The sequence below is a fragment of the Celeribacter marinus genome (assembly GCF_001308265.1).
Lineage (GTDB): Bacteria > Pseudomonadota > Alphaproteobacteria > Rhodobacterales > Rhodobacteraceae > Celeribacter > Celeribacter marinus.
In genome coordinates, this window is record NZ_CP012023.1 from 546772 (window position 1) to 572489 (window position 25718).

31 protein-coding genes and 1 tRNA gene are annotated in these 25718 nt (G+C 57.4%); 6 read left to right on the top strand and 26 right to left on the bottom strand.

What is annotated here, in order from left to right; genetic code table 11:
• Nucleotides 1-44: 44 nt before the first annotated feature.
• The 12 genes from IMCC12053_RS02600 to iscR form a co-directional block, all read right to left on the bottom strand.
• A complete protein-coding gene (locus IMCC12053_RS02600) occupies nucleotides 45-1262 on the bottom strand; it encodes a cysteine desulfurase (protein WP_062215474.1) in 1218 nt (405 codons plus the stop codon).
• 5 nt (nucleotides 1263-1267) lie between these two features.
• The gene (locus IMCC12053_RS02605) at nucleotides 1268-1756 is read right to left on the bottom strand and encodes a hypothetical protein (RefSeq protein ID WP_062215476.1); all 489 of its coding nucleotides are present in this window, start codon (nucleotides 1754-1756) and stop codon (nucleotides 1268-1270) included.
• Nucleotides 1757-1760: 4 nt separating this feature from the next.
• Entirely contained in the window at nucleotides 1761-3056 is a 1296-nt protein-coding gene (locus IMCC12053_RS02610; RefSeq protein ID WP_062215478.1) for a SufB/SufD family protein, read from the bottom strand.
• A complete protein-coding gene (gene sufC / locus IMCC12053_RS02615) occupies nucleotides 3056-3820 on the bottom strand; it encodes a Fe-S cluster assembly ATPase SufC (RefSeq protein ID WP_062215481.1) in 765 nt (254 codons plus the stop codon). The genes IMCC12053_RS02610 and sufC overlap by 1 nt, the downstream gene beginning before the upstream one ends.
• Before the next feature lie 137 nt (nucleotides 3821-3957).
• The gene (locus tag IMCC12053_RS02620) at nucleotides 3958-4224 is read right to left on the bottom strand and encodes a hypothetical protein (protein ID WP_143090015.1); all 267 of its coding nucleotides are present in this window, start codon (nucleotides 4222-4224) and stop codon (nucleotides 3958-3960) included.
• Nucleotides 4225-4365: 141 nt separating this feature from the next.
• A complete protein-coding gene (locus IMCC12053_RS02625) occupies nucleotides 4366-4935 on the bottom strand; it encodes a hypothetical protein (RefSeq protein ID WP_062215485.1) in 570 nt (189 codons plus the stop codon).
• A gap of 121 nt (nucleotides 4936-5056) precedes the next feature.
• Entirely contained in the window at nucleotides 5057-5269 is a 213-nt protein-coding gene (locus tag IMCC12053_RS02630; RefSeq protein WP_062215487.1) for a hypothetical protein, read from the bottom strand.
• 10 nt (nucleotides 5270-5279) lie between these two features.
• Nucleotides 5280-5591: a heavy metal-binding domain-containing protein gene (locus tag IMCC12053_RS02635; protein ID WP_062215488.1), complete on the bottom strand. Its 312-nt coding sequence runs from the start codon at nucleotides 5589-5591 to the stop codon at nucleotides 5280-5282.
• Entirely contained in the window at nucleotides 5588-5770 is a 183-nt protein-coding gene (locus tag IMCC12053_RS02640; protein WP_062215490.1) for a hypothetical protein, read from the bottom strand. The genes IMCC12053_RS02635 and IMCC12053_RS02640 overlap by 4 nt, the downstream gene beginning before the upstream one ends.
• Nucleotides 5770-7299, bottom strand: coding sequence for a Fe-S cluster assembly protein SufB (sufB, locus tag IMCC12053_RS02645; protein ID WP_062215491.1), 1530 nt, complete (start codon nucleotides 7297-7299; stop codon nucleotides 5770-5772). Before sufB ends, IMCC12053_RS02640 begins: the two co-directional genes overlap by 1 nt.
• Nucleotides 7300-7355: 56 nt before the next feature.
• Entirely contained in the window at nucleotides 7356-8402 is a 1047-nt protein-coding gene (locus IMCC12053_RS02650) for a cysteine desulfurase family protein (protein ID WP_062215493.1), read from the bottom strand.
• 18 nt (nucleotides 8403-8420) lie between these two features.
• Complete coding sequence (gene iscR / locus IMCC12053_RS02655) at nucleotides 8421-8900, bottom strand: Fe-S cluster assembly transcriptional regulator IscR (protein ID WP_062215495.1); 480 nt, start codon at nucleotides 8898-8900, stop codon at nucleotides 8421-8423.
• Between the two features lie 378 nt (nucleotides 8901-9278).
• Between iscR and IMCC12053_RS02660 the strand changes: the two genes are divergently transcribed.
• The 3 genes from IMCC12053_RS02660 to IMCC12053_RS02670 are packed head-to-tail and all read left to right on the top strand — an operon-like array spanning nucleotide 9279 to nucleotide 11394.
• Nucleotides 9279-9932, top strand: coding sequence for an alpha/beta hydrolase (locus IMCC12053_RS02660; protein WP_062215496.1), 654 nt, complete (start codon nucleotides 9279-9281; stop codon nucleotides 9930-9932).
• Nucleotides 9933-9944: 12 nt separating this feature from the next.
• Entirely contained in the window at nucleotides 9945-10214 is a 270-nt protein-coding gene (locus IMCC12053_RS02665; RefSeq protein WP_062215498.1) for a hypothetical protein, read from the top strand.
• A gap of 10 nt (nucleotides 10215-10224) precedes the next feature.
• Nucleotides 10225-11394 carry an HD domain-containing protein gene (locus IMCC12053_RS02670; RefSeq protein WP_143090017.1) on the top strand — a complete coding sequence of 390 codons (1170 nt, stop codon included), beginning with the start codon at nucleotides 10225-10227 and terminating at the stop codon, nucleotides 11392-11394.
• Here the strand turns inward: IMCC12053_RS02670 and IMCC12053_RS02675 are convergent.
• From IMCC12053_RS02675 to IMCC12053_RS02690, 4 genes are all read right to left on the bottom strand, one after another.
• Nucleotides 11391-11813, bottom strand: a complete 423-nt coding sequence (locus IMCC12053_RS02675; protein WP_062215500.1) for a PaaI family thioesterase — start codon at nucleotides 11811-11813, stop codon at nucleotides 11391-11393. The genes IMCC12053_RS02670 and IMCC12053_RS02675 overlap by 4 nt on opposite strands.
• 4 nt (nucleotides 11814-11817) lie before the next feature.
• Nucleotides 11818-13299: a carboxypeptidase M32 gene (locus IMCC12053_RS02680; RefSeq protein WP_062215502.1), complete on the bottom strand. Its 1482-nt coding sequence runs from the start codon at nucleotides 13297-13299 to the stop codon at nucleotides 11818-11820.
• A gap of 1 nt (nucleotide 13300) precedes the next feature.
• Nucleotides 13301-14446, bottom strand: coding sequence for a heme A synthase (ctaA, locus tag IMCC12053_RS02685; RefSeq protein WP_062215504.1), 1146 nt, complete (start codon nucleotides 14444-14446; stop codon nucleotides 13301-13303).
• A gap of 120 nt (nucleotides 14447-14566) precedes the next feature.
• On the bottom strand, nucleotides 14567-15325 hold the full coding sequence (locus tag IMCC12053_RS02690; protein ID WP_062220780.1) for an RNA methyltransferase: 759 nt from the start codon (nucleotides 15323-15325) through the stop codon (nucleotides 14567-14569).
• A 184-nt stretch (nucleotides 15326-15509) separates the two neighbouring features.
• Here IMCC12053_RS02690 and IMCC12053_RS02695 point away from each other — a divergent pair, with 184 nt between their 5' ends.
• Nucleotides 15510-16166: a thiamine phosphate synthase gene (locus tag IMCC12053_RS02695; RefSeq protein WP_062215506.1), complete on the top strand. Its 657-nt coding sequence runs from the start codon at nucleotides 15510-15512 to the stop codon at nucleotides 16164-16166.
• Nucleotides 16167-16171: 5 nt separating this feature from the next.
• Here IMCC12053_RS02695 and olsA read toward each other — a convergent pair whose 3' ends face one another.
• The 3 genes from olsA to IMCC12053_RS02710 form a co-directional block, all read right to left on the bottom strand.
• The gene (gene olsA, locus IMCC12053_RS02700; protein ID WP_062215508.1) at nucleotides 16172-17017 is read right to left on the bottom strand and encodes a lyso-ornithine lipid O-acyltransferase; all 846 of its coding nucleotides are present in this window, start codon (nucleotides 17015-17017) and stop codon (nucleotides 16172-16174) included.
• On the bottom strand, nucleotides 17014-17793 hold the full coding sequence (gene olsB / locus IMCC12053_RS02705; protein ID WP_062215510.1) for an L-ornithine N(alpha)-acyltransferase: 780 nt from the start codon (nucleotides 17791-17793) through the stop codon (nucleotides 17014-17016). The genes olsA and olsB overlap by 4 nt, the downstream gene beginning before the upstream one ends.
• Before the next feature lie 135 nt (nucleotides 17794-17928).
• Nucleotides 17929-18114, bottom strand: a complete 186-nt coding sequence (locus tag IMCC12053_RS02710; protein ID WP_062215511.1) for a DUF3553 domain-containing protein — start codon at nucleotides 18112-18114, stop codon at nucleotides 17929-17931.
• Between the two features lie 44 nt (nucleotides 18115-18158).
• On the opposite strand from IMCC12053_RS02710, the gene IMCC12053_RS02715 reads away from it, so the two are divergent.
• Nucleotides 18159-18758: a histidine phosphotransferase family protein gene (locus IMCC12053_RS02715; protein WP_062215513.1), complete on the top strand. Its 600-nt coding sequence runs from the start codon at nucleotides 18159-18161 to the stop codon at nucleotides 18756-18758.
• Between the two features lie 66 nt (nucleotides 18759-18824).
• Here IMCC12053_RS02715 and IMCC12053_RS02720 read toward each other — a convergent pair whose 3' ends face one another.
• The 7 genes from IMCC12053_RS02720 to IMCC12053_RS02750 form a co-directional block, all read right to left on the bottom strand.
• Nucleotides 18825-20087, bottom strand: a complete 1263-nt coding sequence (locus tag IMCC12053_RS02720) for a glutamate-5-semialdehyde dehydrogenase (RefSeq protein ID WP_062215515.1) — start codon at nucleotides 20085-20087, stop codon at nucleotides 18825-18827.
• Nucleotides 20087-21202, bottom strand: coding sequence for a glutamate 5-kinase (gene proB, locus IMCC12053_RS02725; RefSeq protein ID WP_082389019.1), 1116 nt, complete (start codon nucleotides 21200-21202; stop codon nucleotides 20087-20089). The genes IMCC12053_RS02720 and proB overlap by 1 nt, the downstream gene beginning before the upstream one ends.
• The gene (gene obgE, locus IMCC12053_RS02730) at nucleotides 21190-22239 is read right to left on the bottom strand and encodes a GTPase ObgE (RefSeq protein WP_062215517.1); all 1050 of its coding nucleotides are present in this window, start codon (nucleotides 22237-22239) and stop codon (nucleotides 21190-21192) included. The genes proB and obgE overlap by 13 nt, the downstream gene beginning before the upstream one ends.
• A 190-nt stretch (nucleotides 22240-22429) precedes the next feature.
• Nucleotides 22430-23002 carry a GNAT family N-acetyltransferase gene (locus tag IMCC12053_RS02735; protein WP_062215518.1) on the bottom strand — a complete coding sequence of 191 codons (573 nt, stop codon included), beginning with the start codon at nucleotides 23000-23002 and terminating at the stop codon, nucleotides 22430-22432.
• A gap of 233 nt (nucleotides 23003-23235) precedes the next feature.
• Nucleotides 23236-23505 carry a 50S ribosomal protein L27 gene (rpmA, locus tag IMCC12053_RS02740; protein ID WP_062215519.1) on the bottom strand — a complete coding sequence of 90 codons (270 nt, stop codon included), beginning with the start codon at nucleotides 23503-23505 and terminating at the stop codon, nucleotides 23236-23238.
• A 23-nt stretch (nucleotides 23506-23528) separates the two neighbouring features.
• Nucleotides 23529-24128, bottom strand: coding sequence for a 50S ribosomal protein L21 (locus IMCC12053_RS02745; protein ID WP_062215520.1), 600 nt, complete (start codon nucleotides 24126-24128; stop codon nucleotides 23529-23531).
• A 290-nt stretch (nucleotides 24129-24418) separates the two neighbouring features.
• Nucleotides 24419-25279, bottom strand: coding sequence for a DUF2059 domain-containing protein (locus IMCC12053_RS02750; RefSeq protein WP_062215521.1), 861 nt, complete (start codon nucleotides 25277-25279; stop codon nucleotides 24419-24421).
• 280 nt (nucleotides 25280-25559) lie between these two features.
• Between IMCC12053_RS02750 and IMCC12053_RS02755 the strand changes: the two genes are divergently transcribed.
• A tRNA-Ser gene (locus IMCC12053_RS02755) sits at nucleotides 25560-25649 on the top strand.
• The last annotated feature ends 69 nt before the right edge of the window (nucleotides 25650-25718 follow it).

The following is a 25718-nucleotide window of genomic DNA, read 5'->3' on the forward strand; positions in this document are numbered from 1 at the left end:
GGAGACGGCGGCGCAATCCGTTATGAGCCGCCGTCAAAGGAGATTTACGCAAAGAATTCGTGGCACAGCTCCAAGGCCTCGATCAAACGATCGACCTCGTCGGTGGTGTTGTACATCGCAAAGGACGCGCGACAGGTGGCCGAGACCCCGAATTGCGCCATAAGGGGCTGGGCACAATGGTGTCCCGCACGCACCGCCACACCCTTTTTATCCAAAACGGTGGAGAGATCATGCGCGTGTGCGCCCTCCATCGTGAAGGAAAAGATCGCGCCTTTTCCGGAACTTGTCCCTTGCAGATTGAGCCAGTTCAAACCCTGCAACCGCGTGGTTGCATAAGAGGCAAGTGTGGCTTCATAGGCCGCAATATTGTCCATGCCGATGCCCATCATGTAATCAAGCGCAACGCCCATACCGATGGTTTGCACAATCCCTGGCGTCCCCGCCTCGAACTTCATCGGCGGTTTGTTATAGGTGATCACGTCCTTGCTCACGATGTCGATCATATCGCCGCCGCCCATAAACGGACGCATCTCGGCTTGCCGCTCGGCACGAATATAAATCGCGCCAGACCCGCTTGGCCCGTAGAGTTTATGGCCCGTGATCGGATAGAAATCACAGCCCAAATCTTGGACATCAACAGGGCCGTGCACGGAGCCTTGCGAGCCATCCACGAGTGAGGCCACCCCGCGTGCACGCGCCGCCTCACAGATGCTTTTTACATCAACCTGCGCGCCCGTGACGTTGGACATCTGCGTCACCGCGACCAATTTGGTCTTTGGGCCGAACGCCGCGATGACCTTGTCCGCGTCAAGAGATCCGTCCGCCTCGGCGTCTACCCATGTCAAAACAATGCCCATCCGTTCACGTAAGAAATGCCATGGCACGATGTTGGCGTGATGCTCTAACGTGGTGAGCACAATCTCGTCGCCCGCCCGCAAATGCTCCATCGCCCATGCGTAGGCGACCAAATTGATCGCTTCCGTGGTGCCCGAGGTGAATACGATTTCGTCCTCTGATCCGGCATTGAGAAACCGCTGAACGATGCCACGCACGCTTTCATATTTGTCAGTCGCAAGGTTCGACAAAAAGTGCAAGCCACGGTGAACATTGGAATATTCTTCGGCATACGCCTTGGTAATCGCGTCGATGACCACCTGCGGCTTTTGCGCCGATGCGCCATTGTCGAGGTAGGTCAACGGCTGACCGTTCACCTGACGCGACAAAATCGGAAAGTCGGAGCGGATTTTTTGAACATCGAACATATCAGTTATCTTTCTTGTGGAAAGGCGACCTCTCGCAGGCCCGCCCCCCAAAATATCAAGACGGCGACAAGCGCCAACGCACCGGTCACCGTGGCCGCTGGCCCCTGCCCGATGAACCCTACGGTCAAACCCCATAGCAGCCAAAGCGGGGCCGCCGCGAGCAGCGCCCAAAACGTGGCCATACGCCCCTCGTAGCCAGAGGCCCGCCCGCCGATCAACCGCAACAGCGCCGTCAAAACCGCCGCAAGCGTGTAAAACACCAAAGGCATCATGAACAGCCACGCCAACAGCGTCCCGCCAATCAACATTTGCACATCCTGCCCCGTCTCGAATGCCGCGCGCGACAAACGTGGCCACTGCGCCACAAAAATAAGCCCACACGCAAGCATGAGCGTGACCAAGGCACCGCCCTCATTCTCGCTGGGGCCAATCCGGTGGCGCACCACCGCACGCGGGGTGCGGTAAGTGCGGATGATATCGCCGGCAACGCCCAATGACTTAGCGCCCGTGCCGTGAAAGCCAACCCTCAAGGCGGCTTAAAATATCGGCCGAAATCGCTTCGTCTTCGATTTCCTCAATGGCCTCATTCAAAAACGCGAGGGTCAACAGATTGGTCGCCTCTTTACGACCAACGCCGCGCGATTGCATGTAGAACAACGCCGTCTCGTCAATCGCACCCACGGTGGAGCCGTGCGAACAAATCACATCGTCCGCATAGATTTCCAACTCGGGCTTGGCGAGGAATTGGCTGTCCTCATCAAGCAAAAGCGCTTGCGAAATCTGGTAGCCATCGGTTTTTTGCGCCCCGTCTTTGACAAGGATTTTCCCTTGGAAAATGCCCTTGGCTCCGTTGCGCAACACCTTTTTGAACACCTGACGGCTTTCACCGCGCTCGGCGTCATGGGTGATGAACACGGTGTCATCGTGATGAAACGCGCCGTCCCCCATAGCGGCACCGGCCACATGAGCCATGCTATCGTCGCCGTTGATCTCTAGATAGACCTCGTTGCGCGTCAGTACACCGTTGGCCGTCATCGTGAACGATTTAAACAGGCTCTCTTTACCGATTGTGGCGAGCAAATGCGTCACCGCGCGGCGTTCATGATCGCGCCCTTGCGTGCGCACATGGTGGAAAGACGCGCCATCGGCCACGTCGATTTCCATCACCTTGTTGAACCGCGCCGCCGCAGGGCCGTTTTCCAATACGGTCAATTCCGCGCCTGCGTCCAACTTGATCACATGGTGCAAAATCGCATCTGACGTCTCGGAGCCGTGCAAATAGATCAGGTTCACAGGACGCGCGACCTTGCCCGTAGCGCGGATCACAACACCGTCCGTTGCAAACGCCGTGTTCATCGCCGCCAAAGGACGTTGAACCGGAACTTGGGATTTGATCTCGATCTTGCCGTAAAGCTCGGCCGCCCAATGAATATCAGTCGCCAAAGCATCAGACAGGCGCATTACTTCAAGGTTCTCACCCGTCAGATCGTCAGAGGCCTCAGCGTCAAACACACCGTCGACAAACACGATTTTCAAACGATCAATCGCGTCAAACATCGGTGTCTCATCGACATGAAAGACAGCCGCTTGTGGTGCATCTTGCACCGTGAGCGTGTCGGGCCGCGTCCAACGCCAGTATTCATCACGTCCTTCGGGCAGACCCATCGACAACAAACGGCTAAGCGCATCTTGGCGGGCATCATTCGCCCAACCTGCGCCCTGCGGCAGAGCCATGCCCTGCACGCGCGTAGCCGTGGCGTCGAGTTTGCGTTGCAGTTGCTGTGCGCGTGTCATTAAGCCTCTACCCCCTCAGCTTTGAGAATGTCGGCGTAGCCGTTGTGCTCGACCTCAAGGGCCAACTCGGGGCCACCGGATTTGACGATACGACCCGCCGCCATGATGTGCACGACATCGGGTTTGATATAGTCCAAAAGACGCTGGTAGTGCGTGATCACGACAAAGGAGCGTTTGCCATCGCGCAGCGCATTCACGCCCTCAGCCACCAATTTCATGGCGTCAACGTCCAAACCGGAGTCTGTCTCGTCAAGGATACAGACCTTTGGCTCAAGCATTGCCATCTGTAGGATTTCATTGCGCTTTTTCTCGCCGCCTGAAAAGCCGACATTGACGGGGCGTTTGAGCATTTCTGCGTCGATCTTGAGGCTTTTGGCCTTCTCGCGCACAATTTTCAAAAACTCGCCCGCCGACAACTCGTTCTCGCCACGCGCTTTGCGCTGTGCGTTTACGGCTGTGCGCAAGAACGTCATGTTGCCCACACCCGGAATTTCAACGGGATATTGAAAGGCAAGAAAGATGCCCGCTGCGGCGCGCTCTTCGGGTTCCATGGCCAACACATCTTCGCCGTCCATCATAACCGTGCCGTCTGTCACTTCGTAACCATCACGGCCCGACAACACATAAGATGTGGTGGACTTGCCAGAGCCGTTTGGCCCCATGATGGCGTGAACCTCACCCTCACCAATTGTCAGATTGACGCCTTTGAGGATCTGTTTGTCCTCTTCTTCGAGTTTGACGTTCAGGTTTTTGATTTCCAACATAGTCTATCCTTTCAACGAGGAACGGCCCGCGCAATCCAAGACGGATTGGCGAGCAGTTTTGTGCGTGTTATTTTTTTGGGTGACGGTGCCGAGCGCAGCGTGGCGCGCGACGAAATGAGAGGCGGGTCGTGCGGTGGCTACACGCCGACGTAGCGGATATAGGCCGCCAAAAGTCCGCCCAAGACACTGACCTGCGCCAAACCGGATCGAAGACCCGCGCGCATCAAATGTGACTTGGTGATCGTGCTCGGTGCTGGTGCTTGCCCGCGCACGAGCACGCCCTCCACCGCTTGGTCCTTTGGCGTATTGATGCTTTGCGCACCGCAGTAGACGGTTGCGCATGTGTTGGCTCCGCCCGCTTGAATGCGTGTAATGCGGTCGCTGAACTGTTTTTGTTGCGTCATATTCATGAGGCTTTTGCTCTCCTGTGCGGAAATTCTGTCCGTATAGAAGGCTGTTTTGGCGGCCAAATGGGATCGAAAGATGACGACACTGCGACGAAACCGAAAAAGTACTAACTAACGTAGGGGAAGCTAATCCAGTCGTTACAGGTGGTAGCTGTGCCCACGAAACTGCAAGGTGCCCGCGTCTGTCGTTGTTTGCACGTTGCTCACCCAAGCCGGTGAAAACAGGCGTTCGAATGGCTCCGGCATGGCGTGAACCACGTTGTGCATCGTCACGATAGCCAACAAGATTCCGGCAAATTGCGCCCCCATGCGTTTGACCGCGCTGAGCGACACCACTTCGCGCAGCATAAACGCGATGGCGATGGCAAAGACGATATCCAGCGTTAATTCCACATCTGGCGACAACGGCGAGGTCACTTCTCCCGCCAACTGAAACCGCACGAACAAGGCGATGATCGCGGCCAATCCGCCCATTGCGAATGCAAGAACCACGGACAGATAGGGCGCAATTGCGGCCACGGGATCGCGGCGAAACTGCGTCCGCTTCGCCTGACCAATCAAGGCATCGTGACGCTCCAACATGGCCGAAAGGTGCTGATTTCTCACGAACTGTTTGTTCTTGCTCGGTCCCGCAAGAGGCGTATTCGCGTTTGATCCATGACCAGACGCGTTCATCCGTTGATAAAACCTGTGTTGCGATGCGTCCATGATCAGACCCTTTGCAAGAACGATACTCGATACCCCATGCCCCGATGTATACCGCACCAATAAGGCGATATTCGGGCACTGTGTGCATCGAAATATGATCATTGCATGTCGTCATAGCGAATTAACCAAGAAGCCCCTTGAACACGATCGCCACGAACCACGCCCCCATCGACGCCAAAAACGCCGTGGCATAGACCGATCCGCGAAACAGCCAGTCGGGACGCCCCCCAGAATTGCGGCTCGAAATGTTGATGCCGATCAGAGCACCGATAAAGACGCCAACGGCCACACCCATCGTCGAGAGCGCCAGTGTGGGAAGCATATCAGGGGTCATATCCGATCCTCTACGTGAGCTTAACGGCGGTGCCAGACGCGGACACCATCAGCATATTGTTGATCACTTCGTAATCGAGATCGACACCAACGATTGCAGTTGCACCAAGTTGGGCTGCGCGCTCTTCCATCTCGCGCAAAGCGGTTTCGCGTCCCTGCCCCAGCTTTTGCTCATACGCACCCGATCGCCCGCCAATAATGTCGGTGATGCCCGCAAACAGATCGCGCACAACGTTTGCGCCCATGATGGCCTCGCCCGTGACGATGCCACAATAGTCACTGATCGTGCGTCCCTCGATTGAGGGTGTGGTGGTGATGATCATGTCTCATCCTTTTTCGCAACAATTAACCCGATAATCCGGCCGATCACCCAATAGGTGGCGGCAAAGAACAATAGCGGCGCGACGATTTTGTCGCGTGGCCAATCAAACAACCACACCATGCCAAGCCCCCAAAGGGCGGTCGCAATCAATGTCTGATAGAGTAGCGCGCGCGTCTTCATCAGCCCACGGACCCTTCGAGGGAGATTGCGACAAGCTGTTGGGCTTCCATCGCAAATTCCATTGGCAGAGCTTGCAACACGTCCTTGCAGAACCCGTTGACGACCAAGGCCACGGCCTCCTCTTCGTCCATCCCGCGTGAGCGGCAATAGAACAGTTGATCATCATCCACCTTGGAAGTGGTGGCCTCGTGTTCGACGCGGCTCGAATTGTTTTTGACCTCGATGTACGGCACGGTGTGCGCGCCGCATTTAGAGCCAATCAAAAGACTGTCGCACTGGGTGTAGTTGCGCGAGTTTTTGGCTTTGGGGTGCATTGTCACCTGACCACGGTAGGTGTTTTGCGCACGGCCCGCCGAGATGCCTTTGGACACGATCCGCGACTTGGTGTTCTTGCCCAAGTGAATCATCTTTGTGCCGGTGTCGGCCTGTTGCATGTTGTTGGTGATGGCGATGGAATAGAACTCGCCCTGACTGTCGTCGCCGCGCAGCACGCATGACGGATATTTCCACGTCACCGCAGATCCGGTTTCAACTTGCGTCCACATCACTTTGGACCGATCACCACGACAATCGGCGCGTTTGGTTACAAAGTTGTAGATGCCGCCCTTGCCCTCTTCGTCGCCAGGGAACCAGTTTTGCACCGTGGAGTATTTCACTTCCGCGTCATCCAGGATCACGATCTCGACCACGGCGGCGTGCAATTGCGCCACGTCACGTTTGGGGGCGGTACAGCCCTCAAGGTAGGACACATACGATCCCTCATCCGCGATGATCAACGTGCGCTCGAACTGACCGGTGTTTTCAGCGTTGATGCGGAAATAGGTGGACAATTCCATCGGGCAGCGCGTGTTGGGCGGGATGTAGACAAACGAGCCATCCGAAAACACCGCCGAATTGAGTGTCGCGTAATAGTTGTCTGACACAGGCACAACGGAGGCGAGGTATTTCTTGACCAACTCTGGGTGCTCTTTGATCGCCTCGGAGATCGAACAGAAAATCACACCCGCTTTGTTGAGCTCTTTCTTGAAGGTCGTGCCAACAGAGACGGAGTCGAACACCGCGTCCACGGCAACCTTGCGCTCCGAATTCGCGCCATCCGCAGGCAAATCGCCCGCACCCTCGACGCCCGCCAAAATCATCTGTTCTTTCAAAGAGATGCCAAGCTTTTCATACGTGGCAAGCAATTTGGGATCGACTTCATCAAGTGATTTGGGCTTGGTTTCCATCGATTTGGGACGCGCGTAGTAATACTGGTCCTGAAAATCAATTTCGGGATAGTCGACCATGGCCCAATCAGGCTCTTCCAACGTCAGCCACCGCCGAAACGCCTCAAGACGCCACTCAAGCATCCATTCGGGCTCTTCGTTCTTGGCCGAGATCAGACGCACAATGTCCTCATTGAGACCCTTGGGCGCGTATTCCATCTCGATATCGGTGTCCCACCCGTACTTATAGGTGCCCGCAAGCGCCTGTACGGCCGCAACTGTTTCTTCTTCAACACCGTCTTTGACCTGAACGTCATCCACCATTTGGATGTCTCCTTCGTGTGCGTGTCTCGGGGGCTCTAGTGGCCCCGCTTTTTATCTCAAGCCGCCCGTGTCTTTCGGGCATATGCGGCCAGCCAAGCATCGGCAAACCGCTCAATCTCATCCATCGTTGTCTGCGGGCCAAGCGACACGCGCACTGCACATGACGCCTCGCCATCCGAATATCCCATGGCGCGCAAGACGCGGGACGCCTTGACCTTGCCACTGGAACAGGCCGACCCTGCGCTGACCGCAAATCCCGCCAAATCCATCTGCATCACCTGTGTCTCGCCCTTCCACTCGGGCGTAATCAGGCACAACGTGTTGGGCAGGCGTGTCTGCTCCTTACCTACACATATGGAGCCATGCGCCTCACTCTCAAGGCGGGCTTCCAAATGATCGCGCAGCTGTGCCACACGGTCCCAAACGCCGTCCGCAAGATCACGCGCCGCAGCCACGGCAGCAGCCCCAAACCCCGCGATCCCGATCAGATTTTCGGTGCCCGAGCGGCGCCCCATTTCCTGACCCCCGCCGGTGATCCGCGCCGTGACGTCCAAGCCCTGTTTGAGCACCAATGCGCCAACGCCCTTTGGGCCGCCAATCTTATGCGCGGAGATCAACGCCATGTCACACCCAAGCCAGTTGAACGCCACAGGCAATTTTCCGAACCCTTGAGTGGCATCGACCACCGCAAAGCCCTCTTGTAGCTTTTGTACAATTCCAGTCTCTGAATTGGCCAGTTGAACCGCGCTTTGTGTTCGATTTGTGCAATTTACCGCGCCGCATGCATCCACATCCAAATCGCGGATTGCCCATGAGGACACCGCCTCATGCTCAATATCGGCGCAGTGCAACTCTCGCCCCGCCATCGCCAAAGCGGCCGCTTCGGTCGCACTGGACGTAAAAACGATATCGGCACCTGACGCGCCAAAGGCCTCGGCCACTTGCCCGCGTGCGCGCTCCAAAACACCCTTTGCCGCGCGCCCCTCGGCGTGGACAGAGGACGGGTTTCCAACCACATCCATCGCCGCAATCATAGCCTCACGCGCCACCTGCACCAAAGGCGCAGTTGCGTTGTAATCAAGGTATGTGCGGGCAGGTTTCAAAGGGGCAGCTTTCAGATTTCAAGTGTCTTGATCAATTGGGAGCTCATCCACAACTTCGAACAGATGCGGCACGGCAGGACAGGGTCGCAATTCGTTTTGCACAACATCCGCCAGTCGGGTTTGGTGCAAGAAAACATAGACATGCGCCGATAGCCCCTCCCACAACCGATTGGTCATCGACTGCGCGCGACTGCCAGAAACGCCGCCCGATGCGCCCGCACCCGTGTGCATGGCCGACACCGTTTCATCAACAGCCGACAAAATATCGGACACGCGGATTTCCGACGCAGGGCGCGCCAACTTGTAGCCCCCACCAGGTCCACGCACGGACGCCACCAATTCGGCACGGCGCAGCTTGACGAACAACTGCTCCAGATAGGGCAACGAGATATCCTGACGCTTGGCGATCTCGGCCAGAGACAGCAAACGCCCCTCTTGCAGGAGCGCCAAATCGGTCAATGCAACCATCGCGTAGCGACCTTTTGTTGACAACTTCATGCGTATCTATCCTTTGCGCGCCAAATTTAGCGCCTCCACTCACCTTTTACGATCCCACCGCGCAAAAACAGCGCTCTCAACCGACCAGAACCGAACCAATCACCAATCAGGAGCCGAATCTGCGCCTATGAGCCGTAAAATTGGCGCAAAAACATTGACGTAGGCGACACGGCCCCTTACCTGAGAGACATCCTGCGCCGGACCACGATGGACCAGAACAGGTAATTTAGAACGTTTCTAAATTACCTGAGCGATTTCGTCAATTATAAAGCGGTTCATAAGCAGATACGAGCGCAAATTCATATGCCGATACGGCACGTCCCGCCCCGCTATCCATTAGCGGCGCACGCGGGGCGCCATGAGGAGACAGGGACCGACATGCCCGAAGTGATTTTTCCCGGCCCAGAAGGCCGCTTGGAAGGCCGATACCACCCACAACGCGAAAAAGATGCGCCAATCGCCATCATTCTTCATCCGCACCCGCAGTTTGGCGGCACGATGAACAACCGCGTTGTCTACAACCTGCACTACACGTTCCACAAAATGGGCTTCACCGTTTTGCGGTTCAACTTTCGCGGCGTGGGCCGCTCGCAGGGTGAATACGATCAAGGCATTGGTGAGCTGTCTGATGCGGCCTCAGCACTTGATTACCTGCAATCGCTCAACCCCAATGCCAAACATTGCTGGGTTGCGGGCTTTTCGTTCGGTGCGTGGATCGGCATGCAATTGCTGATGCGCCGTCCTGAAATCTCGGGCTTCATCTCTGTGGCTCCGCCCGCAAACATGTACGATTTCTCGTTTCTGGCACCCTGCCCCGCGAGCGGCCTGATCATCAACGGCACCGCCGACCGTGTCGCCCCGCCCAAAGACACCCACACACTTGTAGGCAAGTTGCATGAGCAAAAGGGCATCACCATCACCCACACCGAGATCGAGGGTGCCGGACACTTCTTTGAAGATCCGCACATGGAAGACATGATTGGTCACGTGGACGGCTACGTGCGTCGTCGTCTGACTGAGAACACCCGCTAAGGAGCGACGCCGATGGGCATTACAGAAGACCTCGCTGACCAATTGGCAAAAGACACGATCGCGGCCTTGGAGCTTTTCGAAAACGAAGAAGTGATCCAAGACATTGCACGTGTGATTGGCGCGGGGTCTGTGACCACACAGGAGGCGTATTTGACCGCCGCCCGTGTGCGCCTGTCCGAAAAACGTGGCCGCGATTATTTGCTGCAACGCATTGCCGAGGCCAAAGCGGGCAAAGCGGCCTCCGCACCACCGCCGTCCGCCGAGGACGACATTGAATACTGAGGCACGCACTTTGACCCAAAAGGCTCACCGGATTGAGGCACAATTTGCGTTCTTGATGGAGGCCGACAGCCTCAAATCGGTGTTGCGCGCCAATCAGGTCATGGACCGCTCACGGTTCGAAAACTCTGCCGAACATAGCTGGCATGCCTGTCTGGCTGCGTTGATCTTTGCCCCATTGGCGGCGGCAGATGTCGACCTCAACCGCGCGCTTGAGATGTTGATCCTGCACGATCTGGTTGAGATCGACGCGGGCGACCACCCTATTCATATCTCACACGATCCTGTGTCCGTGGCGGCCCTTGAGGCCGAGGCCGCAGATCGCCTCTATGGGCTACTCCCCGACGATCAAGGCGCCAAATTTCGTGCCATTTGGGAAGAGTTCGAGGCGATGCAAACGCCCACCGCGCGCTACGCCAAGGCGATAGATTTTCTCGCCCCTGCGCTTCAATGCATCGGCGCACCCGAGCAACTCGACGAGGAGCGCGACATTGTGGCGCGCAATCTTGCCACGGGACGTGCGACAAAAACTAAAACGATCCTGCCCGATCTCTATGCCTTTACCAAAGCCGCGTTTGAGGGCACGCCGACCGATCCGGTGATGCAAGCGCGGTTCGCATTCTGGTGCGAGGCGGACCGCCTCAAACTGGTACTCAGAGCAACACCAATCGCGGATGGATCGCGCCGTGAAAATTCGGGAGAACATTCGTGGCATGTGATGCTTTATGCCTTCACTTTGGCCGATCAGTCCCACGGCGAAATCGACCTTGCCCGCGCGCTCAAAATGATGCTGTTGCATGATATCGTTGAGGTCGATGCGGGCGACACACCGATCCACGGCGCAATCACGGCCGAGGCTCAAGCCGCACAAGAAGCCGCTGAAATCAAAGCGGCAGAGCGCTTGTTCGGGCTATTGCCCAACGACGAGGGTGCGGGCCTGCGGATCATTTGGGATGAATTCGAAGCCGCACAAACACCAACCGCGATTTACGCCAAAAGCATCGACCGCGCCCAGCCCGTGTTGCACAATCTGGCCAGTGATGGCGGATCATGGCGCACGTACAACGTCACGCTTGATCAACTCGACGCCCGTGTTGGCGTAAAAGTGGCGCGGGGCGGACCCGCCCTTTGGCCCTTTATCCGCGCCCGTGTCGCGCCGTGGTTCGCCGCAAACCGCGACTAGCGTTTGGGCGGAATAGCATAGGTCATTGAGGCCTGTGCCAAAACATCATCGCTACCGGCGTTTCGAATTGCCACCTGCCCCACGGCTAGGCTGCGCCCCAATTTCAACAGGGTTGCCTCACCGTATAGCGGCGCATCGCTCGCCGGTTTGCGCATAAAATCGATGTGGGCATTTGTCGTTACAGCCAAGGCCACGGGACCGATCCGCGACAAGATCGCCAGATACAACGCCACATCGGCAAGCATGAACATTGACGGGCCTGACACCGTGCCGCCCGGGCGCAGATGCGCCTGCGTGGGCGTCAGTTTGAGCGTGACACCCGCCTCGCTGACCGCGTGGACCGATAGGATATCAGCGACTTGCGCAAATTCCTGCGCCACAAAGGTCTCTAGGGCAGCGTGATCCATGAGCAATGTCATCGCGTTAAAACCCGTAAATCGCGCCGAACTTCTCTTCGAGATAGTCGAGCAACGGAGCCTCGGATGGCACAAAGCCACAGGCGTGTTCAATGGTGTCGCGCGGCGCGCGCAGCCCGCCAAACTGTTGAAGGTTTTGACCGAGCCACGCGGTAGCAGCACCCGTATTGCCCTGCGCCAGTTGCGCATCGAGATCAGGCACCGCGCCGCGCAAGGCCTGGTGCAAGCACCCCGCATACACATTGCCGAGCGAATAGGTCGGGAAGTAGCCAAACAAGCCAACGGGCCAATGCACATCTTGCAAACAGCCATTGGACACCGTGTCGACCTTGACGCCGAAATCGGCCTCAAACCGCGCGTTCCATGCCGCCGGGAGGTCCGCAACATCGAGATCGCCCGCAATAATCTGACGCTCCAGATCGAAGCGCAACAAAACATGCAAGTTGTATTGCACTTCGTCGCTCTCGGTGCGGATGAACCCTTGTGTGACGCGGTTCACGGCGGCGAAAAAGCCCGCCTCGCTGTCGATCCCAAAATCGCCAAACACATCGCGCATCCGACCATATAGATAGGATGTAAACGCCTGAGATCGGCCCAACTGGTTTTCATATATGCGTGACTGGCTTTCGTGGACGCCCATCGACACACCCGCACCCAATGGCGTTAACAGGTAGTCATCCGATATGTTTTGCTCGTAGCACGCGTGGCCCACCTCGTGGATGGTGGAGTACAGGCAGTTGAACGGATCGGTGGCAGAGGTGCGCGTGGTGATGCGCACATCATGGCCGGAGCCGCTCGAAAACGGGTGAACCGCTTTGTCGATCCGACCGAAGTTGAAATCATACCCGAATGTCTTGGCGATCTCGTCAGACAGGGCCAGTTGTGCGGTCTCGTCGAAGCTGCCGCTGACCCCTTTGGGCTGATCCGCACCCATAATCTTGTCTCGTAGCGCCACCAGACGCGGACGCAACGCGCCAAACATCGCATCCAGCTGCGCCCCCGACGATCCGGGTTCATAGTCTTGATGCAATGCGTCCCACACCCCAAGGTCGGTGTCTTGCGCCAGTGCCGCGGCCTCTTCGCGGCGCAACTGCACCACCTGCTCAAAGGTCGGCGCAAAGGCGGCAAAATCCTCTGCCTCTCGGGCCTGCGCCCAGACCCCTTGCGCCATCGACGTCACACGCGCCAACTCGGACGCCAAGCGTGCGGGCACTTTGGTATTGCGTGCGTAAGAGCGTTCAATATGGCGCAGGTTTGCCGTCCCCACGGCATCCAACGACCCCGCATCAATCGCCGCAATCCAATCGCCAATGCGCGGATCAACGCGGCGCGCGTGTAACACGCCCTCAAGGGCCGCAAACTCCTCGCCGCGCTGCGCGGTCGCACCACGGGGCATCATTGTCTCTTGGTCCCAACCAAGTCGCCCCGCAATCTGTCCCAACGCCTGCGTTTCGCGGTCAAACGCCATGAGATCGTGATATGCCGACATCTTATAGCCCTTCGCGAAGAGAGTACGCCGCAGGATAGCGGCTCATAAACCGTGCGCGCAAGATCAGCACGAACAGTGCCACTGCGCCCACTTGATGCGCAAGGCCAAGTGCCAAAGGTGCACCATAAATCACCGTCACAATGCCCAAAACGACCTGTGCGACCAACATCGCCGCCATGGCATTGAAGGCCCGCACTGTGGCACGGCTCGCGGATTTACGGCCCCTGAGCCAAACCACGATCCCGAAGGCAAACAACAGATACCCCGCCATGCGGTGAATAAACTGGACGGTCGCGGCGTTCTCAAAGAAATTGCGCCAAACGGGCGTCAATTCAAACGGATCAGGTGGCAGGATCTGACCGCCCATAAGTGGCCAATCCGTATACCCACGCCCCGCATCAATCCCCGCGACCAACGCGCCGAGCAGAATTTGCAAAAACGCAAAATGCAAAAGCCCTGTAGACATGCCAAACAGTTTGGCGTCCCCCGCACGGCGCGCTTGCAGCATTTGCGCCTCTGAGCGTCCCAGTTGGAACACGAACCACGCGATAAACCCGAGGATCACAAAGGCGAGGCCAAGATGCGTGGCCAAACGGTAGGAGGCAACATCAAGGCGTTCCCCCTCAAGACCTGAGGCGACCATCCACCACCCGATTGCACCTTGAAGCCCACCCAAGGCCCCGATCAGCAAGAGGCGCGGATACCACCCAGACGGCACTTTGCGCGCCACGGCAAACCCGAGAAAGCCAAGCGCCCAAACCAAACCGATCGTGCGGCCCAACTGGCGGTGTCCCCATTCCCACCAATAGATATGCTTGAACTCCGAGAGGCTCATGCCCTCGTTTTGCAAGGTGTATTCGGGGATTTGTTTGTATTTTTCGAATTCTTCGGCCCATGCGGCCTCTGAGGTTGGTGGCATGGCCCCCGTCACGGGTTTCCACTCTGTAATCGACAGACCGCTATCGGTCAGACGTGTCAACCCGCCCACGGCAATCATCGCCATAACCATAGCAAACAGCACAAACAGCCAAATACGGATTGCGCCACGCGCGCCCTGTTGGCCTTTGTCAATCAATCCACCACGCGGTGGGCGGTTCGGCTTTTGAGTGGTGGTGACGTCCTCGAAGATCGAGCGATTTTGCGCCATGGTGCGGTCCCTTATTTTTGGTCTTACCCGAAACTAGGGTTGTGACCGCCCAAGGGCAAGCGAACAAGAGCGCTCATTCGCACACAACCGCGCAAAACAGGCGCGGCAAAAGGTCTAGGTCTAGCCGCGCTCTTTCCACCGCTTCATTTGACGGATCATCCCATGAAACACCTGCACATCGGCGCGGGTCAACGGCATACGGCTCCACATATTGCGCAGCACGGCCTTCATCGACGCGGCCTTGTCCTGTGGGTAGAACAATCCCGCTGTGTCCAACGTTTCCTCATAATGATCCGCAAGTTTTTGCACCTCGACCAGACCGGCCCAATCCGTATTGGCCATCATCACCACTTCGGGAATGACTTGCGTGGTTTGGCGTTGCCATTCATAGGCGGTGAGCAACACCGCTTGGGCAAGGTTGAGCGAGGGGAATTCAGGGTTCACAGGGATCGAGATCAGCGCGTTGGCTTGGATCACGTCATCATTTTCAAGCCCTGCACGCTCGGGGCCAAACATCACGCCCACTTTGCCGCCTTGTGCGATGATGGCACGCGCGTGCTCCATCGCACGTTCAGGGCTCATCACGGGCTTGGTAATATCGCGCATCCGTGCCGTGGTCGCAAAGACGTAATCACAATCGCCAATCGCGTCTTGCACCCTGTCAAAATGCGCGGCCTCATCCAAAAGACGCCCCGCACCAGACGCCATAGCCACCGCGTTTTCATTGGGCCAGCCGTCACGCGGTGCCACAACCCGCATCCGGTCAAGGCCGAAATTCCACATGGCACGCGCCGCCCCGCCGATGTTTTCGCCCATCTGTGGACGCACCAGAATAAACGCGGGCGTTGGACCTGAGGTCGCCGCAGGATCGGGCGTCATCTCGGACGGAGTGTTGGGCGTGGTATCGGACGGAGTATCGTTCATGGGAACAGTCTCTCATAGGTCAGTGTGCGGATGAGGCGTGATAGGGGGATGCGGTCACGCTTGCAAGCCTTCCCGCCGCCGCGCAAAGACGTTATAGGGGGGCAAACCGCCCCTTTTGGATCATCCACAGGATCAACACATGTCCGACCACACACTCACAGACACCAACACCGACACTGGCGAAACCGACCGCCCACAACTGTATCTCGTCACGCCAGCCGTGCTTGATGTTGAGACATTCCCCGCGCAACTGGCTGCCGTTCTCGAGGCCCATGATGTCGCGTGCGTGCGCCTGTCACTGGCCACCAAAGACGAAGAGGCCTTGGGTCGCGCTGCCGATGCGTGCCGTGAGGTCTGTCATGCCCATGATGTGGCCATCGTGATCGACACCCATGTGGCCTTGGCCGAACGTCACGGCCTTGACGGTGTTCACCTCACGGACGGGGCGCGCACCATTCGCAAGGTGCGCAAGGCCTTGGGCGATGATGCCATTATCGGAACGTACTGTGGCGCGTCAAAGCATGACGGCATGACCGCCGCCGAAATCGGCGCGGATTACGTGGCCTTTGGACCTGTCGGCGACACGGGATTGGGCGATGGCACCAAAGCAGACAAAGAGCTGTTTGCGTGGTGGTCCGCGATGATCGAAGTGCCTGTCGTGGCCGAAGGCGCATTGACCCTTGATCTCACCCGCGATCTCACGGCGGTCACAGACTTTTTTGCCATCGGTGATGAAATTTGGGGCACAGATGATCCTGTGGCCGCCCTCACATCGTTCATCGACGCGATATCTTAAGCGCTTTACGCGCCTAAGAACTCCGTAGGCGTTTCGGGCAGGCCGCCACGCACGGCCTGCTCACACAAACGCGCCATTTCCTTGCGGTCGGCCACATCCGCCACGGCAATCGGATCGTGAAAGGTGACGCGGACACTGCCCTGACGCGGTGTTTTGAGCACCTTGATCAGTGAGGGCGCAAAATCCATATCGCCCCACCACCCGTAAAACCGTGCTTCGTGCCCTTCGGGGGCGCTGTACGCGACGCTCACGGGTTGAATATAGACCTCATCACGCAATTGCGGCGCAAAGAACGCCGCAAACAATGTCGGTTTGAACGTAAGGACGCGTAGGCTATCGCTGGACGTGCCTTCGGGGAAAAACAATAACTTATGCCCCATGTGCAACCGGTCTTCGAACACCTGCTTTTGCTTGGCCGCATCTTTGCGCTCCCGATTGATGAACACCGTCCCTGTTGATTTGGCCATCGTGCCGATGCCGGGCCAGTCCGCCACTTCGGCTTTAGACACAAAGAAAATCCGTTGCACCGCGTTGAGGACAAAAATGTCGAGCCATGTCGAATGATTGGCCACGACCGCGCCGTGATGGCGCATCGGCTGACCCACGACCTCCAAGCGCAGCCCCATCAGCCGCAGCGATGTGCGCGACACAAAGCGCGGGAATACCGAGGACCACGGACGGCGCGCGCCCACGACCAGACGCTCCCCCATGCGTGTTGCTAACATCAGCACCATGCACACGACAATCAACACCAAAATAGGCAGCCCACGGCGCAGCGCGCGCAGCATCCCGCCACGCACCGCAACCGGACCGGCGGGCGCGATATCGCTATGCCAAAGTGGATCACTCATACGCCGTGCCCTTTGATATACATGTTTTTCTGGCGCGACGGAATCTGCGCTGTCTCGAGGATCAAACAGACATCAACCGTGTTAAACGCGCGATCAATGAACGCGCCCTCGCCCACGGTGCCACCCGTGCGCAAATACGCCTTGATCAACGGCGGAATGGCCCGCATCGCGCGCGGACGGTCAATCTGTGCTTCCGCAATCAAATCCATTCGCTGATAATGATCTTCAACGGCCCGCACCCGCAACGCCTCCGGCGCAAGATGGCGGTGATGCAGCAAGGACAACGGTTCGGCCAATGTGTCGATATCGGTGCCATGAAACGAGGCCACACCAAACAAGACGTCATAACCGCCCTCAAAGACGAACTTTGCCAAACCCGCCCACATATGAAAAAGCGCTGTGCCCCCACGGTATTCAGGCGCCACGCAGGAGCGCCCAAGCTCAAGCAACCGTTTTCCCGATGTCTTGAGTGCGGTGAGATCGTATTCGCTCTCGGTGTAGAAACTGCCCAAACGCGCCGCCGTCTCCCCCGTTAATAACCGGTAGACCGCCACACATTGCTCTAACGGATCATCAGAGCGCGCGTGATCCAGCAACATCAGATGTTCATAGTGCGGATCGTACTCATCGCGCTCCAATTGCAACGCGTGATCAACCATATTGCCGTCCGAGCCAAGTTCCTCAACAAACACGCGGTAGCGCAATCGTTGGGCTGCTCGCAAATCCGTGTCGCTCAAGGCGAAGCGCAATTCGAACTGCGGCTGCTGCTCAGTCATAGGGGGATATTTCCGTTAAATGGGTGAACGGGTCTTACGGGCTTCGTCGCGTCAATGCAACAATTTGGTCGGGTCTCAAAAAATCACTCGCCTTGGGGTTGAGTTCCGGATCGAACTGAACCACATTTTGGTTACCTACTTTTCAAACACCGCAACAAGCGCAATACGTGTGCTATCGATCACAACTTTGCCTTCGTGCAAAAACATAACAGTTAATTTACCATTTATGTTGGATTGTACCTGACCTGTTCCCCACGCCGCTTGTGTGGGGTGACGGACCAACTGTCCGGGTTCTAGCATCGCGTTCATATCGTCTTTCATACGTCTTCAAGCTCCAAACGTGCCCGTCAAAAAAGGACTAAAAAATGCCCAAAGAGCACGCCACACAGATTGCCGCCCTCCTCGGTTCGCGGATTTGCCATGACCTTATTAGCCCCATCGGCGCCATATCGAACGGCGTCGAGTTGCTCAGCCTGTCTGGCACCTCCGACATCTCAGAACTTAGTCTTATCTCCGATAGTGTCGACAATGCCAACGCACGTGTGAAATTATTCCGCATCGCCTTTGGTCTGGCCTCCGCAGGCCAAATGACGGGAACAAAAGAGATGCACGCGATTTGCACCGCTCTGGCCACCAACCGCCTTACCTACGATTGGACAGTCGAGGGCGACCAAGCGCGCGATGAGGTCAAACTCGCGTGCCTGATGATGATGTGTGTGGAGACCGCCATGCCGCGCGGCGGCGTGATCCAAGTGAGCCACCACGATGGACAATGGACTGTTGTCGCGCGCGCAGAGCGCTTGGAACCCGACCCCGCACTTTGGGCGCGCCTGAGTGCAGTGCAAGACGTGGACACGCTCAAACCCTCGCAAGTGCAATTCGCCCTCGCACCGCTACAGGCCGATCTGATGTCGCGCCGCATCAAGCATAGCGAACCGGACGGCGCGTTGGTGCTTCAGGCGTAGTGCACTAGACACAAAAAGCGCGCGCCACAACGCACGCGCGCTTTTGTCGTCCACAGTCTCTCGCGTTTAGGCGCGCGTGGCCCCGTTCGAGGTCACAAGATATTTAAACGAGGTGAGTTGTTCGGCCCCCACGGGACCGCGTGCGTGCATCTTACCCGTGGCAATCCCGATTTCCGCGCCCATGCCAAACTCGCCGCCATCCGCAAACTGCGTCGATGAGTTATGCATAACAATCGCACTATCAACCCGCTCAAAGAACCGCGCAACAACCTCCGGATTTTCGGTGATCACGCAATCGGTGTGGCTCGATGAATTCGCGTGAATATGGGCAATCGCCCCGTCGACATCATCGACCACTTTGGCCGCAATAATGCTATCGAGATACTCACAACCCCAATCCGCATCCGTTGCCGCGACAACACCGTCCAGCGCCTGAAGGGTCGCGTCCCCGCGCACCTCGATGCCCGCCTCGATCAGTGCCGCAACAATCGCCGCGCCAAGGCTACCAGCGACATCTTTGTGGATCAAAAGACATTCGGCAGCGCCGCAAATCCCCGTGCGCCGCGTCTTGGCGTTCACAACCACATCAAGCGCCTTTCGCGCATCGGCGTCCTTGTCGATGTAGATATGTACGATGCCCTCAAGGTGGGCAAACACCGGCACCCGCGCCTCGCGCTGCACAAGGCTGACAAGCCCCTTACCACCACGCGGCACGATCACGTCCACGTAGTCGATCATCGTCAACAGCTCCTTGACCGCCGCGCGATCACGGGTCGGTACGCGCTGAATAGCATCCACGGGCAGACCTGCATCCTTGAGCCCTTGTTGCAAACACTCATGGATCAGACCGGAACTATGGAAGCTCTCGGACCCACCGCGCAAAATCACCGCATTGCCCGCCTTAAGGCACAGCGCACCCGCGTCCGCCGTCACGTTGGGACGGCTCTCATAGATCACGCCAATAACGCCAAGCGGCGTGCGCACGCGTTTGATGTGGAGCCCGTTGGGACGATCCCATTCGGTCATCACCTCGCCCACTGGGTCTTTTTGCTCCGCGATCGTCCGCAACCCGTCTATCATGGAACGAATACGATCCTCGTCGAGCATCAAACGGTCCATCATGGCATCTGTCAGACCTTTGTCGCGCCCGAATGCGAGGTCTTTGGCGTTGGCTGCGATAATTTCCTCACGCCGCGCCCACAACGCATCCGCCGCCGAAATCAGCGCCGCGTGTTTGCGCTCGGCTGAGGCATAAGACAATTCGGCCGACGCCGCTTTCGCCCGTTTGCCAATATCGGTCATCATCGCGTGAATATCTGTATCGGTCATTATAACACCATATCATCTCTGTGGATCAACGCGGCACGGCCAGAATAGCCCAATATCGCCTCGATATCTGTGGTTTGCGCGCCCTTGATCTGAGCCGCCTCATCCGAAGTGTAGCGCGTCAGACCAATACCAATGCGTGTCCCATCGGGCCCCAGTATCAAAACCGGATCACCACGACCAAACTGGCCAACAACCTCTCTCACCCCTGCGGGCAAAAGCGATTTTCCGCGTCCCAACGCCGTGACCGCCCCTAAATCCACCACGATATCGCCCTTAGGCTTCATCGCGCCGATCCAGTTTTTACGGGCATGTGCGGGATCTCCCATGGGCGTAAAGACGGTTGAGCGACCGCCCTCGACCAACGCCTTGAGCGGGCGCATCACCGCCCCTTGAGCAATGCTCATCGCGCAACCGCCCGCAATTGCGGTTTTGGCCGCCATAATCTTGGTCTTCATCCCGCCCTTGGAAAGCGACGAGACAGGATCGCCCGCCATGGCCTCAATCTCGGGCGTGATGGCATCCACATGCGCGATGTGAACCGCATTCGGGTCTGTCGCAGGATTGGCGGTATACAGCCCGTCAATATCGGAGAGCAAAACCAAATGATCCGCCCCGATCATAACGGCGATTTGCGCCGCCAGACGGTCGTTGTCGCCATAACGGATTTCATCCGTGGCCACGGTATCATTCTCGTTCACAATCGGCACCGCGCCGAGTGTCAAAAGCGCATCCAACGTGGCGCGTGCATTGAGATAGCGCCGACGATCCGCCGTATCTTCAAGTGTCAAAAGGATTTGCGCCGTCTTGATGTCGCGCGGCTCCAACGCCTCTTGGTAGGCGCGTGCCAAACGGATTTGACCCGCCGCCGCCGCCGCTTGGCTATGCTCAAGGGGAAGTGCCCCCGCAGATAAGCCCAAAACGCCGCGCCCCAGTGCGATGGAGCCGGAGGAGACAATCACAACCCGCGCCCCGCCGGCCCGTAGCATCGCCACATCATCGGCCAGACCCTCAAGCCACTGCGCGCGCAAGGCACCGTGTTCAACAAGAAGCGCAGACCCAATTTTGATGACAACCGTTTGTGCGTCTGCCAAACGTGCGGTGGTTAGGGTTTCCACGTCTCGTCTTCCTCGTCATCCCCCGCCTCTAGCTTTTTGAGGCGCAAGCGGTCCATCGAAATCTCGGCTTTGAGGGCGCGCAACACGGTATCTACACCCGCCTTGGACACACCCGACATGGTGTAGACGCGCCCGCCACTGGCCTCTTGCAAGGCGGTAAGTTTCTCTTCGACCTCTTCGTCGAGCAGGCTGTCGCATTTGTTGAGAACCGTGATCCGTGGCTTGTCGCCAAGCACATCATTGTAGTTCGAAATCTCGCCAATAATCGTCTGGTAGTCGCCAACGACATCCTCGGATGTGCCATCCACGAGGTGCAACAACACCGCACAACGTTCGACGTGGCCCAAGAACAAATCGCCAAGGCCGCGCCCCTCGGATGCGCCCTCGATCAGGCCAGGAATATCGGCGACCACGAACTCAGCGCCATCAATGCCCACGACCCCAAGGTTGGGGTGCAATGTGGTGAATGGGTAGTCCGCAATCTTGGGCCGTGCGTTGGATGTCGCCGCGAGGAAGGTCGATTTACCCGCATTCGGCAGACCCAAAAGACCCGCATCCGCGATCAGTTTCAAGCGCAGCCAAATGGTGCGTTCAATCCCCTCAAGGCCCGGATTGGCCGAGCGTGGGGCTTGGTTCGTGGAGCTTTTGAAATGCGAGTTACCCCACCCGCCGTTGCCGCCCTTGGCAAATACAACGACTTGACCCACTTCGGTCATATCAGCCAATACCGTCTCTTCGTCCTCGTCGAGCACTTCGGTCCCCGCGGGAACACGCAACAAGATGTCTTGCCCGTCTTTCCCCGTGCGGTTGTTGCCCATGCCGGACTGACCGTTTTGCGCAAAAAAGTGCTGTTGATAGCGAAAGTCGATCAGCGTGTTGAGACCATCAACCGCCTCGATGATGACCGAACCGCCCTTACCGCCGTCACCGCCATTCGGGCCGCCGTACTCAATGTATTTCTCTCGCCGGAACGACACACAGCCGTTGCCGCCCGAACCGGAGCGGATGTAAACCTTGGCGAGATCGAGGAATTTCATATCAGTGTCCTTATCTACCCCGAAACGGGGCCTTTGGCGCAGGATTACCCGCTGTGGGCGATAAACTCAATGCAGGTTGTGTGAGATGAGACATCAAAGCACGTAATGTAATGGCGAGACCCGATCCAAAAACAAAAACGGACGCCCGTTTGCCACGTGCGTCCGTTTAAAACTCTGGCGGCAATCGCGCTTAGGCGGTTTTACACAGATACGTCCATGTTTTTACAGTCGCCCCGCGCGAGACACAGAAGGCTTCGGCATCGCCAAGATATTGAAAACCTGCAAAGGTCACAACACGGGCAGATGCCTGATTATCCTGAAAGATGGATGCAAAAATAGTTTTTGACTTCAATGGGTTGGCGTCCACAACTGCCTTGACGGCGGTGCGTGCAAGTCCGGTGCCCCAAAAAGACGGTGCCACCCAAAAACTGACTTCGCATTGCTCACGGTCCAGCGGCTTGAGCGAGATCACACCCAACACTTCCGACAGACCTTGCGCCGCACCATCCAAGACCCACGTTTGTGAGGTTCGTGCCGGATCATTGGCGCGCTTGATAAACGCTTCGGTGGCGCCGGGCGGCAAAGGGTGGGGAATCGAACGCGTTGCATTCGCCACACGCTTGTCGCCAGCATAGAGCGCCAAAAGGCCCTGATCGGAATTGCGCGCCGCGCGCAGCGTAAACCGCTCGGTTTCAATCGCTGTTTGCGCCTGAAGTTCGGGCACAATTGTCCGCTCGGGCAGACCTTTGATAATCATTGTCATGTCCTTTCCTCCTCGAAAGGGCCGCACGCAATCCACTCCGCCTCCACGCGAAAGAGATCAACACTTTATACTATCGCGAGAATGTCCTCAGTGACCTTAAAATATCAGCAAGGATTAACGGATCACTTAAATCGTCTCGGTAAAATTACCTCTCGCCCACAAACACACGTGTAACGAGAAAGGGACCGGCTTGCGCCGATCCCCCTGATTTTCTCAAACCGTTTCGGGTCGACTTATTCCGCAGCCTCGGCCACGGGAAGCACGGAAATAAATGTGCGCTTCTTGAGGCCTTTGTGGAACGTGACTTTACCGTCGGTCGTTGCAAAGATCGTGTGGTCACGACCAAGGCCTACGCCCTCGCCTGGCCAGAACTTTGTGCCGCGCTGACGCACGATGATGTTGCCAGCAATTGCTGCCTGACCACCGAACAACTTGACGCCAAGACGGCGACCCGCTGAGTCGCGACCGTTACGGGATGAACCGCCTGCTTTTTTATGTGCCATGGTAGTATCTCCTAACTTATCGCTTACTGAGCCAGTTCTTTGGCCTGATCAACCCACTCAGGCTTCACTTTTACGGCGTCGAATGTTGCCGCGTCTACGGCAGCGAGCTGCGCGTAGGTTGTGATGCCAGCGTCGTTGAACTTCTTAGCTGCTGCGGGACCAACGCCGGTGATGGCTGTCAGATCGTCAGAACCAGAAGCGGCAGGCGCTTGGGCTTTTGCTGCTTTAGGGGCAGCGGCTTTTGTCGGAGCGGCAACATTTGCAGATGCGGGTACGGACCCTGCACCTTGAGCTGCTTTCACGCCGGACTTTTCGGCACCTTTTTCAAGGATGTTGGTCACGCGCAGAAGCGTAAGCTGCTGACGGTGGCCTTTGGTGCGCTTGGAGGAGTGCTTACGACGACGCTTAACGAAGTGGATAACTTTCTTACCCTTGATCTGGTCGATCACTTCGGCTTGTACGCCTGCGTCCGCCACAAATGGCGCACCGATGGTGGAACCCACCATCAAAATCTCGTTGAACTGGAGTGTTTCACCAGCAACAGCGGCAAGTTTTTCAACGCGCAAAATGTCACCACTTTGCACTTTATATTGCTTACCGCCGGTTTTCAGAACCGCAAACATGCAGTCGTCCTTTTCTATATACCCGCGTCCTTTGGCCTTGGGATCAGATGCCCCAACGTTTGTTGCCTCAGACAGCGCGTCCCTCCATGGGGACGAGATTGTCATTAAGTCCATTTCCCAAGTCAGCCATCCGAAGACTATGCGCGATGCGCCACCGACCAATAGAAAATGACCCGATCGAACCCTATGGCACGCCGAGTGGCGCGTGTATCGTGGAACCAGACGGTCAAGTCAAGGGCATACTGCCAAAAACACAGACCTGTCGTGCCTGTCCCGCGACGTCCGACCCCTTAAAGTTCTTGGCCGTCGAAAATGTGCAACAATTGCCCCGTTCCGGCCCCCAAGGCGCGCGACAAATCCGCATAAACCGCATCGAACGCCGCAAACAGCGCGTAGTTGAGTTTTGATCCGGCTGCGGACTTTGAAAACGCAATATATTGTGCGAACTCATCGTCGCTCAATGGCTCGTACGCCAGTGTCGAATAGCCATACACCCATTGTGAAATGTCGGCACGCACCTCTGGCTCGTAGCTCCAAATATCGCGCAAAATATCCGCGTCCGACATCATCGGCACATCACCACCGCTTTGGCCCAACCCGACCATATAGGCGTAATCGGCATTCATCGCCCCGACCACATTCATCTCGATGAGATCATTGGCGGTGACATAAGCGTCGATCAGTTCTGCACGCGCACTATCCGGGGCGAGCTCGGCCCATGCCTGCGCCGCCATGTCCTCCATCCCCTCGTCGCCCATTGCAATCCGCGCGTCCAATTCGAGCTGGGCCACGGTCTGGCCAAAATCGCTTTCGAAAAACGCGAGCATCGGCGCGATATCCGCGCCCTCAAGTGCTTTGCCCATCTCCCCCCGAAAGGCGTCGAGCATCACATCGGCGCGGTACAAATCGGCCAACATGCTGACCCAAGCGGCATACGGAACGCCGCTCCCGTCGACCTCGAGGTCATCGATCATACCCCGCCCCTCTCTGGCCAGAACCTCGACAATCTGCGTCATGTGGAGCGCATCCATCAAGGCGTCGATATCATCCGAGGTCGTCTGTGCACGCGCACCGCGCCCCAAGGACACCGCCAAAAGGCCGGCCATCAGCACAGACAAGAGAATTTTCACGAGCATAAAGCGTTTGGGCATCGCAGGGCAGTCCTTTGGGTCGGCACGGTGTCAAATCAACACTCGGCTTATTGGATATAGCGCCCTTGCGCTGGCGCGCCACACCGACATAGCCGATTCCGCCAACACCTAACCCTGCCTGTAGCCTTTGCCAAGGTCGCGGCACTCACATCTGCGACAGCGCGCGGAGGCACCCACCCTGCCCCCGCAGACATCGCATATCACGACACCCCGCATTAATTTTCAAAAGGGACTTGCAGTCGCCCAAAAGCACGGCTAAATCGCACCACCACTTCCCCGCGGAGAGATGCCGGAGTGGTCGAACGGGGCGGTCTCGAAAACCGTTGAGCCTTCACGGGTTCCCAGGGTTCGAATCCCTGTCTCTCCGCCACACACATATGATGTGCCTTTAGACGATATGCCCAAAGAATGAAGGCTCAACGCGATAGCAGTATGATTA